Origin of the sequence: Methanocaldococcus fervens AG86 (assembly GCF_000023985.1) — an archaeon.
Classification (GTDB): Archaea; AGJL01; Methanococci; order Methanococcales; family Methanocaldococcaceae; genus Methanocaldococcus; species Methanocaldococcus fervens.
The window spans coordinates 634,070-646,526 of the sequence record NC_013156.1 but is presented as its reverse complement, the minus strand read 5'-3'; the positions used below and the strand labels follow the sequence as shown (position 1 = coordinate 646,526).

General features: G+C 33.4%; 21 protein-coding genes. 19 read left to right on the top strand and 2 right to left on the bottom strand.

Annotation, left to right across the window (positions count from 1 at the left end; genetic code table 11):
- The first annotated feature begins 14 nt into the window (after positions 1–14).
- The 18 genes from rnp1 (at position 15) to MEFER_RS03375 (ending at position 10,324) form a co-directional block, all read left to right on the top strand.
- Complete coding sequence (gene rnp1, locus MEFER_RS03465; RefSeq protein ID WP_015791244.1) at positions 15–302, top strand: ribonuclease P protein component 1; 288 nt, start codon at positions 15–17, stop codon at positions 300–302.
- 190 nt (positions 303–492) lie between these two features.
- Positions 493–846, top strand: a complete 354-nt coding sequence (locus tag MEFER_RS03460) for a 30S ribosomal protein S17 (RefSeq protein WP_015791243.1) — start codon at positions 493–495, stop codon at positions 844–846.
- 23 nt (positions 847–869) lie between these two features.
- Positions 870–1,268, top strand: coding sequence for a 50S ribosomal protein L14 (locus MEFER_RS03455; RefSeq protein WP_015791242.1), 399 nt, complete (start codon positions 870–872; stop codon positions 1,266–1,268).
- A gap of 23 nt (positions 1,269–1,291) precedes the next feature.
- On the top strand, positions 1,292–1,654 hold the full coding sequence (rplX, locus tag MEFER_RS03450; RefSeq protein WP_015791241.1) for a 50S ribosomal protein L24: 363 nt from the start codon (positions 1,292–1,294) through the stop codon (positions 1,652–1,654).
- Positions 1,655–1,665: 11 nt separating this feature from the next.
- Entirely contained in the window at positions 1,666–2,400 is a 735-nt protein-coding gene (locus tag MEFER_RS03445; RefSeq protein ID WP_015791240.1) for a 30S ribosomal protein S4e, read from the top strand.
- Between the two features lie 24 nt (positions 2,401–2,424).
- Positions 2,425–2,994: a 50S ribosomal protein L5 gene (locus MEFER_RS03440; RefSeq protein WP_015791239.1), complete on the top strand. Its 570-nt coding sequence runs from the start codon at positions 2,425–2,427 to the stop codon at positions 2,992–2,994.
- 13 nt (positions 2,995–3,007) lie between these two features.
- Complete coding sequence (locus tag MEFER_RS03435) at positions 3,008–3,169, top strand: 30S ribosomal protein S14 (RefSeq protein ID WP_015791238.1); 162 nt, start codon at positions 3,008–3,010, stop codon at positions 3,167–3,169.
- A 48-nt stretch (positions 3,170–3,217) separates the two neighbouring features.
- Entirely contained in the window at positions 3,218–3,610 is a 393-nt protein-coding gene (locus MEFER_RS03430; protein WP_015791237.1) for a 30S ribosomal protein S8, read from the top strand.
- A 38-nt stretch (positions 3,611–3,648) separates the two neighbouring features.
- Positions 3,649–4,197 carry a 50S ribosomal protein L6 gene (locus MEFER_RS03425; RefSeq protein WP_015791236.1) on the top strand — a complete coding sequence of 183 codons (549 nt, stop codon included), beginning with the start codon at positions 3,649–3,651 and terminating at the stop codon, positions 4,195–4,197.
- Between the two features lie 28 nt (positions 4,198–4,225).
- Positions 4,226–4,636, top strand: coding sequence for a 50S ribosomal protein L32e (locus MEFER_RS03420; protein WP_015791235.1), 411 nt, complete (start codon positions 4,226–4,228; stop codon positions 4,634–4,636).
- Between the two features lie 45 nt (positions 4,637–4,681).
- The gene (locus MEFER_RS03415) at positions 4,682–5,131 is read left to right on the top strand and encodes a 50S ribosomal protein L19e (RefSeq protein WP_015791234.1); all 450 of its coding nucleotides are present in this window, start codon (positions 4,682–4,684) and stop codon (positions 5,129–5,131) included.
- A gap of 29 nt (positions 5,132–5,160) precedes the next feature.
- Positions 5,161–5,748 (top strand): 50S ribosomal protein L18, encoded by a 588-nt coding sequence (locus MEFER_RS08340; protein WP_015791233.1) that lies wholly within the window; start codon positions 5,161–5,163, stop codon positions 5,746–5,748.
- Positions 5,749–5,757: 9 nt separating this feature from the next.
- Positions 5,758–6,411 carry a 30S ribosomal protein S5 gene (gene rpsE / locus MEFER_RS08335; protein WP_015791232.1) on the top strand — a complete coding sequence of 218 codons (654 nt, stop codon included), beginning with the start codon at positions 5,758–5,760 and terminating at the stop codon, positions 6,409–6,411.
- Between the two features lie 62 nt (positions 6,412–6,473).
- Positions 6,474–6,938 carry a 50S ribosomal protein L30 gene (gene rpmD, locus MEFER_RS03400; RefSeq protein WP_015791231.1) on the top strand — a complete coding sequence of 155 codons (465 nt, stop codon included), beginning with the start codon at positions 6,474–6,476 and terminating at the stop codon, positions 6,936–6,938.
- A gap of 11 nt (positions 6,939–6,949) precedes the next feature.
- Positions 6,950–7,381 carry an uL15 family ribosomal protein gene (locus MEFER_RS03395; RefSeq protein ID WP_015791230.1) on the top strand — a complete coding sequence of 144 codons (432 nt, stop codon included), beginning with the start codon at positions 6,950–6,952 and terminating at the stop codon, positions 7,379–7,381.
- Between the two features lie 303 nt (positions 7,382–7,684).
- Positions 7,685–8,995, top strand: coding sequence for a preprotein translocase subunit SecY (gene secY, locus MEFER_RS03385; protein WP_015791229.1), 1,311 nt, complete (start codon positions 7,685–7,687; stop codon positions 8,993–8,995).
- Between the two features lie 102 nt (positions 8,996–9,097).
- A complete protein-coding gene (locus MEFER_RS03380) occupies positions 9,098–9,676 on the top strand; it encodes an adenylate kinase (RefSeq protein WP_015791228.1) in 579 nt (192 codons plus the stop codon).
- Between the two features lie 51 nt (positions 9,677–9,727).
- Positions 9,728–10,324: an EMC3/TMCO1 family protein gene (locus MEFER_RS03375; protein WP_015791227.1), complete on the top strand. Its 597-nt coding sequence runs from the start codon at positions 9,728–9,730 to the stop codon at positions 10,322–10,324.
- A 10-nt stretch (positions 10,325–10,334) separates the two neighbouring features.
- Here the strand turns inward: MEFER_RS03375 and MEFER_RS03370 are convergent, their stop codons facing one another.
- Complete coding sequence (locus tag MEFER_RS03370) at positions 10,335–10,922, bottom strand: TIGR00288 family NYN domain-containing protein (protein WP_015791226.1); 588 nt, start codon at positions 10,920–10,922, stop codon at positions 10,335–10,337.
- Positions 10,923–11,054: 132 nt separating this feature from the next.
- Here MEFER_RS03370 and MEFER_RS03365 point away from each other — a divergent pair, with 132 nt between their 5' ends.
- Positions 11,055–11,351: a hypothetical protein gene (locus MEFER_RS03365; protein ID WP_048056313.1), complete on the top strand. Its 297-nt coding sequence runs from the start codon at positions 11,055–11,057 to the stop codon at positions 11,349–11,351.
- Positions 11,352–11,435: 84 nt separating this feature from the next.
- Here MEFER_RS03365 and dph2 read toward each other — a convergent pair whose 3' ends face one another.
- Positions 11,436–12,407 carry a diphthamide biosynthesis enzyme Dph2 gene (gene dph2, locus MEFER_RS03360; RefSeq protein WP_015791224.1) on the bottom strand — a complete coding sequence of 324 codons (972 nt, stop codon included), beginning with the start codon at positions 12,405–12,407 and terminating at the stop codon, positions 11,436–11,438.
- Between the last annotated feature and the right edge of the window lie 50 nt (positions 12,408–12,457).

Sequence of the window (12,457 nt, the reverse complement as noted above, 5' to 3'; positions counted from 1 at the left end):
ACGGTTGGGGCATCATGATCACTCCTCATAATATTCTTAGGCATGAGCTTATAGGGCTTAAAGTAGAGATCGTTGAAGCAAAGAACAAAGCGATGATAGGGATTAAAGGAAAAGTAGTAGATGAGACGAGGAATACTCTAGTGATAGAGAAAGAGGACGGAAAAGAAGTGAGGATTCCAAAGGACGTTGCAGTATTTCTTTTCCAACTAAAGGGATGCAAAGTGAAGGTTGACGGAAGATTACTAATAGGGAGGCCAGAGGAGCGATTAAAAAGAAAGATAAAGATACTCTATCCCTATTAAGTGTTTTTAAGCTTAATGTTGCCATAAACTTAACAATATTTTGAAAAGCCTTATTTTTGCCCCAACCGTTAAAGTAATATATAGGTTTCTATTTATTAGTAGCCACCTTCTCTATAAACAAATTTTGAATCTAACATCTGTAACTTCATGCTGTTAAAATCAAATCCATAATGAATAAGGAGGTAAAAACATGGTAGCAAAAAATATTGGAATTCCAGTTAAAGCTCCAGAAGTAGAATGTGATGATAAAAACTGCCCATTCCACGGAACTTTGCCAGTAAGAGGGCAAAGCTTTGTTGGAGTAGTTGTTAGCGACAAGCCACAAAAAACAGTTATTATCAAAAGAGAGGTTGTAAAATACCTCAGAAAGTATGAAAGATACGAGAGAAGAACAACAAAATTAGCAGCTCACAACCCACCATGCATAAACGCAAAAGTTGGAGACATTGTAAGAGTTATGGAGTGCAGACCAATAAGTAAAACAAAGGCATTCGTTGTAGTTGAAAAATTGGGAAGAGTTGATGAGGTTAAAGGTGAAGAATAAATTATCAAAAAAAGGTGAAAAATATGAAAGCAATTGGTTCAAAACCTGTAAGAGGATTGCCAGTTGGAGCAAGATGCATCTGTGCTGACAACACCGGGGCTAAGGAAGTTGAAATCATAGCTGTAAGAAACTACAAAGGGGTTGCAAAGAGATTACCAACAGCAAGAGTTGGAGACATTGTAATAGTTACAGTCAAAAAAGGAACACCAGACATGAGAAAACAGGTTTTACCAGCAGTTGTTATTAGACAGAAAAAAGAGATTAGAAGACCAGATGGAACAAGAGTTAAATTTGCAGATAATGCAGTTGTTATAGTAACACCTGACGGAAACCCAAAAGGTTCAGATATTAAAGGTCCTGTAGCAAAAGAAGCAGCCGAAAGATGGCCAGGTATTGCAAGAATTGCTAAGATAATTGTATAAATCAATTTAAAAAGGTGAAAAATATGGCTTTCACAAGGTCAAAACAACCAAGAAAACAAAGAAAAGCATTATTTAATGCACCTCTCCACTTGAGAAAAAAAGTCATGTCCGCAATGTTATCAAAGGAGTTGAAGGAAAAGTTAGGTAAAAACGCTATTCCAGTTAGGAAGGGAGATGTTGTTAGAATAATGAGAGGGGACTTTAAGGGCTTGGAAGGAGAGGTTACAAAAGTTGATTTAAAGAGATACAGAATTTATGTTGAAGGAGCTAACAACAAAAGACAAGATGGAAAAGAAGTTCCATACCCAATCCATCCATCAAATGTTATGATTATTAAGTTGTATGACAAAGATGAAAAAAGATTCAAACACATTAAGAGTGAATAAAGGGTGAAAGAATGGCAAAAAAAGGTCCAAAAAGACATTTAAAAAGATTAGCAGCTCCAGTTAGATGGGAGTTACCAAGAAAAGTTCACAAATTTACAGTTAGACCATTACCAGGAGCACACCCAATGAGTGAGTCAATACCATTGCTGTTAATCGTTAGAGACATTTTAAAATATGCTGACAACGCAAGAGAGGCAAAGAAAATTATTAAGATGGGTAAGGTCTTAGTTGATGGGAGAGTTAGAAAGGAAGAAAAGCTTCCAGTTGGATTAATGGATGTTGTTTCATTACCAGATGCAAATGAAAATTACAGAGTTCTCTTTGATAGAAAAGGAAGAGTTAAATTAAAACCAACAGAAAATCCAGATGTAAAATTATGTAAAATCAAAAACAAGACAGTTATTAAAGGAGGACACATCCAATTAAACTTACACGATGGAAGAAATATCGTTATAAAAGTTTCAGACCCTACAAAGGCAGAGGAAGATGTTTACAAAACAGGAGACACTTTATTAATATCAATCCCAGAGCAAGAAATTAAAGCTCACATACCATTTGAAGTTGGTAAATTAGCTTACATTACAGGAGGAAAACACATTGGAGACTTTGCAAGAATCGTTGATATTGAAAAGAGAGGAATCTACCCAGATATCGTTACATTAGAAAACTTAGAAGGAGATAAGTTCAAAACAGTTAAGGATTATGTCTTCGTTGTTGGAGATGAAGAGCCAATTATCAAATTATAAAAATTCAAAATATGAGGGAGAAACATGAGCTTTGAGGAATTATGGCAAAAGAATCCGATGTTAAAACCAAGAATTGAAAAAGTTGTTGTTAATTTTGGAGTAGGTGAGAGTGGAGATAGATTAACAAAAGGAGCTCAAGTCATGGAAGAATTAACAGGACAAAAACCAATAAGAACAAGAGCTAAACAAACAAACCCATCATTTGGAATTAGGAAGAAATTACCAATTGGATTAAAAGTTACATTAAGAGGGAAGAGGGCAGAAGAATTTTTAAAGAATGCATTTGAAGCTTTCCAAAAAGAAGGTAAGAAATTGTATGATTACTCATTTGATGATTATGGAAACTTCTCATTTGGTATTCATGAGCACATAGACTTCCCTGGACAAAAATACGACCCAATGATTGGAGTTTATGGTATGGACGTTTGTGTCACTTTAGAAAGACCAGGATTTAGAGTTAAGAGAAGAAAGAGATGTAGAGCTAAGATTCCAAGAAGACATAGATTAACAAGAGAAGAGGCTATTGAATTTATAGAAAAAACATTTGGAGTTAAAGTTGAGAGATTATTAGAGGAGGAAGAAGAAACACAATAAAAAGGTGATGTAAATGGCAAAAAAACCATGGAAAAAGAAATATGGTTATGGAATTAGACCTTGCCAAAGATGTGGGCACGTAGGTCCAGGATTAATTAGGAAGTATGGATTAAACCTCTGCAGACAGTGTTTTAGAGAAATAGCTTACAAATTAGGATTTAAAAAATTAGATTAAACCAAAACACTCAAGCTCTAAATTAAAAATTCTTAATGGAGGGAAAACATGAGTTTAATGGACCCACTAGCAAATGCATTAAACCATATCTCTAACTGTGAGAGAGTGGGTAAAAAGGTAGTCTATATAAAACCAGCGTCTAAATTAATTGGAAGGGTTTTAAAAGTTATGCAGGATAACGGCTACATAGGAGAGTTTGAATTTATAGAAGACGGTAGAGCTGGAATATTTAAAGTTGAGTTGGTAGGGAAAATAAACAAGTGTGGAGCTATAAAACCAAGATTTCCAGTTAAGAAATTTGGATACGAAAAATTTGAGAAAAGATACTTACCAGCAAGAGACTTTGGTATATTAATTGTTTCAACAACACAGGGAGTTATGAGCCACGAAGAAGCGAAGAAAAGAGGATTAGGAGGAAGGTTATTAGCTTACGTATATTAAACACGTTCTAAATTAAATTTAAATTTTGAGGTGAGTTTATGCCAGTTGCCGCCTATATTGAGGAGAGAATAAAAATACCTGAAAACGTTCAGGTTGAGATAAACAACAACGAAGTTGTTGTAAGAAGTGGAGGAAAAGAATTGAGAAGAAAATTTGAGCATCCAAAAATTGTAATTAAAAAAGAAGGGGATGAAATAGTCATCTTCTGTGAATATCCAAGGAGAAAGGATAAAGCAATGGTTGGAACTATAAGGGCTCATATAAACAACATGATTAAAGGAGTTACTGAAGGATTTACATACAAGTTAAAGATTAGATATGCACACTTCCCAATGAAAGTTAGCGTTAAAGGTAATGAAGTTATTATTGAAAACTTCTTAGGGGAAAAACACCCAAGAAGAGCAAGAATTATGGAAGGAGTTACAGTTAAGATTAGCGGAGAGGACGTTATAGTTACCGGAATTGATAAGGAAAAAGTAGGGCAAACAGCTGCTAACATTGAGCAGGCTACAAGAATTAAAGGAAGAGATCCAAGGGTCTTCCAGGATGGAATTTACATTGTAGAGAAAGCTGGAAAAGCTATCTAAACAAAAATTTAAGTAAGAGGGGGTTGTGATGAACAGGTTGTTAAGATTAAGATTTAAATTAAAAACAAAAAAGCCTGACTTTATAAGGCAAGAAGCTCACAGGCATAAAAGATTAGGAGAAAAATGGAGAAGACCTAAAGGAAGACACAGTAAGATGAGATTAAAGTGGAAAGAAAAACCACCTGTTGTTGAAGTTGGTTACAGAGGCCCTAAAGCTGTAAGAGGGTTACACCCAAGCGGATTAGAGGATGTTTTAGTTTACAATGTAAAAGATTTAGAAAAATTAAATCCAGAAACACAGGGAGCAAGAATAGCTTCAACAGTTGGTAAAAGAAAGAAAATTGAAATTATCAAAAGAGCAAAAGAGTTAGGAATAAAAATCTTAAATATCTCAGAAGAAAAACAAGAAGAATTATTAAAATTAGCTGAAAAAAAATGAATAATTATTTTTAAAGACAATTTGCCTTTGTTATAGGTGATAGTTATGAATATATCTGTCCAAAGGAGAATGGCGGCTGAAATATTAAAATGCGGTATAGAGAGGGTATGGATTGACCCAACACAATTAGAAAGAGTAAAAATGGCCATGTCAAAAGATGACATAAGAGCTTTAATTAAAGAAGGAGTTATTAAGAAGAAGCAGAAAAAAGGAATTAGCAGTGCGAGAGTTAAAAAGTTGAAAGAACAAAGGAAAAAAGGTAGAAGGAGAGGACCAGGTTCAAGAAGAGGGGCTGCTGGGGCAAGAACCCCACAAAAAGAGAGATGGATGGCTACAATTAGAGCTTTAAGAAAAACACTCAAACAATTAAGAGATACTGGAAAAATCGATAGAAAAGTTTACAGAAAACTTTACAGAATGGCAAAAGGAGGAGCATTCAGAAGTAGAGGTCACCTCTTCTTATACATGAAGGAACACGACCTTTTAAAACAATAAAACAATTTTTGGTAGGAAGGTGAGGAATCATGGCAACAGGTCCAACTTATAGAGTTAAGTTTAGAAGAAGAAGAGAAGCAAAAACTGATTACAGAAAAAGATTGAGATTATTATTATCAAGGAAACCAAGATTAGTCGCAAGAAAATCATTAAACCACTGTATTGCTCAAATTGTCTTGTATGATGAGAAAGGAGATAGGACAGTAGTTTCAGCTCACTCAAGAGAGTTAGTTAAGTTAGGATACAAAGGGCACACCGGAAACTTGCCATCAGCATACTTAACAGGTTATTTATTAGGTAAGAAAGCCTTAGCTAAGGGCTATAATGAGGCAGTTTTAGATATTGGATTGCATAGAGCTACAAAAGGAGCTGCTGTATTTGCAATATTAAAAGGAGCTTTAGATGCTGGAATGCAAATCCCACATGGAGAAGAGATATTGCCATCCGAGGATAGAATAAGAGGAGAGCACATAAAAGCTTACGCTGAAATGTTGAAAGAAGAGGATGAAGAAAGATACAAGAGACAGTTCTCAAAATACTTAGAAAAAGGATTGGAGCCAGAAAAATTACCAGAACACTTTGAGGAAATAAAGGCAAAGATAGACAGCATGTTCTAAGGTGAGACGATGAGATTCAACATTGACGAGTGGGAACCAAAAACCACTGTTGGAAAAATGGTTAAAGAAGGGCAAATAACTGATATTGACTACATATTAGATAACAACTTACCAATTTTGGAGCCAGAGATCGTTGACGCCCTTCTTCCAGATTTAGAGGAGAAAGTTTTAGACGTTAAGTTAGTTCAGAGAATGCACAAGTCAGGAAGAAGAGCAAGATTTAGAGCTACAGTTGTTGTAGGAAACAGAAATGGTTATGTTGGTGTTGGAAAAGGTAAAGCTAAAGAAGTAGGGCCTGCAATTAGAAAAGCTATAGCTCAGGCAAAGAAAAACATCATTAAAGTTAGAAGAGGTTGCGGTTCTTGGGAGTGTGGTTGTGGAACACCTCACTCAATCCCATACAAAGGATATGGAAAGTGTGGAAGTACTGCAATAGAGATATTGCCAGCTCCAAAAGGAGTTGGTTTAGTTGCTGGGGATGTTGCTAAGGCAGTTTTAGGTTTAGCAGGAATTAAAGATGTTTGGACAAAAACATTTGGAGAAACAAGAACAACATACAACTTTGCAATGGCTACATTCGAAGCATTAAAGAGCTTGAACTTTACAAGAACTATGGATAAACACAAAGAAAAATTAGGAATTGTTGAGGGAAGAGTATTGTAAATTAACTATTCTTCATCAAAGAAACTATTTTAAAACTTTTATTTTTAAATAAGGTGATAAATATGGCTTATGCTGTCATTAGGGTAAGAGGAAGAATAGGAGTAAGAAGAGATATAGCAGACACACTAAAAATGTTAAGGCTACATAAAGTAAACCACTGCGTAATAGTTCCAGAAACAGAGACATTTAAAGGAATGTTACAGAAAGTTAAGGATTATGTAACTTATGGAGAAATCAACAAAGAGACATTAGTTAAATTAATTTTAAAGAGAGGAAGATTGCCAGGAAACAAGAGAGTTAATGAAGAAATCATAAAAGAATTAACAGGAATGGATGTTGAGGAGTTAGCAGAAAAGATTATAAAAGGAGAAATTAAATTAAAAGAAACACCATTAAAGCCAGTATTCAGATTACACCCACCAAGAAAAGGATTTGAAAGAAAAGGAATTAAAAAACCATTTAGCGTTGGTGGAGCTTTAGGTTACAGAGGAGAGAAAATTAACGAATTATTGGAAAAAATGATGTAAGGTGGTAATTTATGATTAGAAAAAAGAAGAAAGTTAAAAAAATTAGAGGTTCAAGAACCTGTGGTGGAGGTAGCCACAAAAAGAGGAGAGGAGCTGGAAACAGAGGGGGAAGAGGATTAGCTGGAGGTCACAAACACAAATGGACCTGGATTATAAAGTACATGCCAGACCACTTTGGAAAATATGGGTTCAAGAGACACCCAAGCTTAATTAAGCAGTTAGAAACAATAAACGTTGGAGAACTTGAAGAACTTGTATTGAAAAACCCAGACAAATTTGAAAAAGAAAATGATAAGTTTGTTGTTGATGTAATTGAATTAGGTTATGAAAAAGTTTTAGGTAAAGGAAAGGTTACAATTCCAATGATTGTTAAAGCAATAGAGGTTTCAGAAAAGGCAAAAGAGAAGATTGAGGCTGTAGGTGGAGAGGTTGTTGAACTCTAAGTTATTGACAATTTTCTTTTTATTTTTAATTTTTGAATACGAAAAATTTTTTAATGAGGGTGGAGTGTCTCTTTTTTTTCAGAAAATTAATAATATTGAAAATGAAAATTTAAAGAATAATTTAAAATTTAAACTAGATCGAGTAATTTTATATTTAAATACGATTTTTGTTTTTAATTATTTTCATCCCACAGGCCTATTAAAAATTTATAAAAATTTTAATTAACAATTTGCTACTATAATTGTTACAATTTATATAAAATTTATTAAATTTATTGAAAAGGTGGGAGCTTGGAGGAATTTATGAAAAAGCTAATCCCAATATTAGAAAAGATTCCTGAAGTAGAATTACCAGTAAAAGAAATATCGTTCAAAGAAAAGCTTAAATGGACAGGAATAGTTTTAGTTTTGTATTTTATTATGGGATCTATTGATATATATACTGCAGGAGCTCAAATTCCTGCAATATTTGAGTTTTGGCAAACAGTTACGGCATCAAAGATGGGAACTTTAATTACACTGGGTATTGGGCCAATAGTTACCGCTGGAATTATCATGCAGTTGTTGGTTGGAGCAGGAATTATTCAAATGGATTTGTCAATTCCAGAAAATAGGGCTTTGTTTCAAGGTTGTCAAAAGCTCTTATCTATAATAATGTGTTTTGTTGAAGCAGTTTTATTCGTTGGAGCTGGAGCATTTGGAGCTTTAACACCATTGTTAGCACTTTTGATAATTATACAGATTGCTTTAGGTTCAATAATCTTAATTTATTTGGATGAGATTGTCTCAAAATATGGAATTGGTTCAGGTATTGGACTGTTCATTGCTGCTGGTGTTTCACAAACAATATTTGTTGGAGCTTTAGGTCCTGAGGGATATTTATGGAAGTTTTTAAGCTCCTTAGTTCAAGGAATGCCTAATATCGAATATATCGCCCCAATACTTGGAACTATCATTGTATTCTTAATGGTTGTTTATGCCGAGTGTCTAAGAGTTGAGATTCCATTAGCACATGGAAGGATTAGAGGAGCAGTAGGAAAATACCCTATAAAATTCATTTATGTTTCAAACATACCTGTTATATTGTCTGCTGCATTATTTGCCAATATACAACTTTGGGGTTTGGCTTTGTATAAGCTTGGGGTTCCAATACTTGGGCATTACGAAGGAGGAAGGGCTGTAGATGGGATTGCATATTATTTATCAACACCTTATGGATTAACAAGTGTAATTTCAGACCCATTACACGCTATAATTTATATGATAGCAATGATTATCTTCTGTATAATATTTGGTATATTCTGGGTTGAAACCACAGGTTTAGATCCAAAAACAATGGCTAAGAGAATTGGCTCATTAAATATGGCAATTAAAGGATTTAGAAAGAGTGAAAAGGCAATTGAGCAGAGGCTAAAAAGATATATCCCTCCATTGACAGTTATGAGCTCTGCATTTGTAGGGTTGTTAGCAGCAACAGCTGATTTCATTGGAGCTTTAGGAGGGGGAACAGGAGTTTTATTGACAGTCTCTATCGTATATAGGATGTATGAACAACTTTTAAGAGAGAAGGTAAGTGAGCTACATCCAACAATAGCAAAATTGTTAAATAAGTGAAGTTATTGAATAAAATTCGAAGAAGTGATGTTGTTAACATTCTTTATCTAAAAATGCATTGGGTGTAAAAACATTATCTTAAAATTTTTTTGAGGTGAAATTATGAAAAACAAGGTTGTAGTAATTGTTGGGGTTCCAGGAGTAGGTTCAACAACAGTTACAAATAAGGCAATTGAAGAGCTAAAAAAAGAAGGAATTGAATACAAAATAGTTAATTTTGGAACTGTAATGTTTGAAATAGCTAAAGAGGAAGGTTTGGTTGAGCATAGAGATCAATTAAGGAAATTACCTCCAGAAGAGCAGAAGAGAATACAAAAATTGGCAGGAAAGAAGATAGCTGAAATGGCTAAGGAAACAAACATTGTTGTTGACACACACAGTACAATAAAAACACCAAAAGGCTACCTCCCAGGACTTCCAGCATGGGTTTTAGAAGAGTTAAAGCCAGATATCATTGTATTAGTTGAAGCAGAAAATGATGAGATATTGATGAGAAGGTTGAAAGATGAGACAAGGCAAAGAGATTTCGAGTCAACGGGAGATATTGCTGAGCATATATTTATGAACAGATGTGCTGCTATGACTTATGCGGTTTTAACAGGGGCTACAGTTAAAATTATCAAAAATAGAGACTTCTTATTAGATAAAGCTGTCCAAGAGCTTGTTGAAGTTCTCAAATAAATTTTTTAATAATTTTTAACACTTTTAAATAAATCATCTTAAGGTGAATGTATGTTTGAATCCATAACAAATATATTTTATAATACGTTAGATGCAATTTTCATGCCAATAATAAAAATTTTGCATCCTGCTTTGGCAATTTTGATTATTGCAATAATTGTTTCCCTAATTATAAATATAGCTACAAAGCTTTTAGTTAATCAGGAAAGGGTTGCAGAGTTAAAAAGGGAGATTCAAGAATTCCAAGTTAAATTTAAAAAGATGTCCAAAAATCCTGAGATGTTGGAGAAGCTCCAAGAAGAGCAGCAGAGAATTATGCGACTTAACGCTGAATTGATGAAAATGAGCTTTAAACCGATGATATATACTTGGGTTCCAATAATTTTGATATTCATTTACTTAAGGCACGTCTATGGATTTGATGGGATTTATCATGCTCTAAATCCAGATTGGAATGGGGTTGTTGTATATCTACCAACAATACTATCAAAAATTCTATTCATTAATTTCTGGCACTGGCTTGGCTCAATATTTTACAAGGGAGGTTTTAAAATAGTTTCCAACACTGCTTTAGGATGGTTAGGTTGGTATATTCTCTGCTCATTTGCAACATCAACCGTCTTAAGAAAAATATTTGGAATAAAATAATAAAATAGAATTATTCATCTTTTTCTCCTTTTTCTTCGGTGGTTTCCTTATTTTCTTTACTTTCTTCAACTTTTGAAAATTTAGTTTTCTTCTTTTTCTCTAATTTTTCTTTGTCTAATTGGAATTCTTCTCCAATTTTGATAACGTAATCTGCAATATTTTGTAATGCTGTGGAAAATCCTGGCTCAGCCCCAATGACTATAACTTTTTTTCCTCTTTCTTTTGCCTTCCTAATCGCTGGGAGAAAATCAGCATCTCGTGTTACATAAGCTATAGTGTCTATATTTGGATTAAATACAAGTTCTGTTGCATCAACTGCCATTTCAACATCAACGTCTCCTGCAGATATCTTTGGCTCAAAACCTTGGTTTATAACAGCCTCTATTAACTTATCTGATGCATATTGATTTAAATAAACTCTACCGATAACGATATCGCCGAATTCACTTAAAACTTCCCTAATTTTATCTAAATCAATATTAAATTCTTTCCTAAGCATGTTTGGACCATCAATTAACAATGCAATCCTATGTTCTCCCTTTCTTTTTCTTGCTTTTTCGTAAATTTTACTTGTTAAGCTTTCTAACTTTTTCCACATAATTTCACCAACATTGTTAATTAGAAATAATTAACAAACACTGCCAAACGAAACGGAACATATTTATACCATGTTTACAAAACGATATTAATAATATTATGAATAGCAGTAAATAACTTTATGGGTGATTCCATGTATAGCTGTCCTTACTGTGGAAAAGACTGTGTAAATGAAGATGCAGTTAATATTTACTTGAAGATGGTTGAAAAATTTTTCAAATATCAAAATAAAGAGAGCGATGTTACTTTTGAAAGATATCCAACAGTTGGAGAAGTTGGAGAGTGCAAAGAAACTGGTGGAAGGATTTACTTCTGCCCTTACTGTAAAAAGCCGTTTAAGGCATATTATGAAAATGGTAAAGTTACCATAACCTGCCCACATTGTAATGAAACCCTCTGCATACCTGCAACAAATAGAACATTCTGTTAGAACCTTTTAGTAAAAGTTTCATCAAAACTGATGCATTAAGGAGGGCTAAAAGCCCCTCATAATGTCTCTTAGATTAATATGCTGTTAAAAATCATCCTCTTTAATTTCATCAAATTTATATTCAAAACTATTTTTTAGGAAGAGCTTAAATTCCTCTGGAGTGTAAATTGGTTTTTTGTATAGTATGTAGTCATCCAACACAATCCTTGGACATGCAACTATTATATAACAATCAACGTCATAGAATAACATTTCTGGTGAGATGTTATCAACAACTACTGTGATATAGTTGATATTATTTTCCTCTAACAACTTTATAATCTCATTGAAAACCTTTTTCCTGCACTGTCCCTTTTTTGTTGATAAAACTACACCAACCTTCTCTGGCTTATTTAACATCAATTTCGATATTGCTGAAATCCTCTTCTTTATAAACTTGTTAATTTCATCTTCAGATATTTTATCAAAGCATTTAGAAACTGGATTGTAGATGAAAACCTCTTTTTGGTATTTGTAAGCAATCATTAAAGGATGGAATCTCCCAGTTCCAACAAATAATATAACATCCCCTTCTTCAACCTCTCCTCTACAACCTAAAATTATGCTTGGATTGAAATCTCTTAGAAGTTTTTTATATTGAACTGTTGTTGCTATAGCCACTTTTTTTCCTTCACTTTTCTGTTTTTCTATAAAATTTTTTATATCGTTTAAAATTTTTTCCTTTTCATCTTTTTCAAATATATGATAAGCTGGGATAAAGAGGGTTTTAATTTCCGGGTTTGCATAGCTAAGTTTTTCGTGGCCATAGTGTATAATTAAATCAACATCCAAATTTTTCACATGGTTGTCTATCAAATCACACGCTCCAAAGCAGGTATTTCCCCATAAATATAGCTCAACATCCCTTCCTTTTTGTTTAAAATATTCTTTAATTTTTTCAATTTCTTTTTCAACAGATAATTTTAATCCTTCTGGAGCTTGAAAAATGACTTTTGGATTCTTTTTACCTAATTTTTCAATCGCTTCTATAACTTTTCCAGTTTCTACGTCAAACAAACAATCACCTTTTTATCTGCTTTTTATAAATTTAATAGAAATTTTTATAA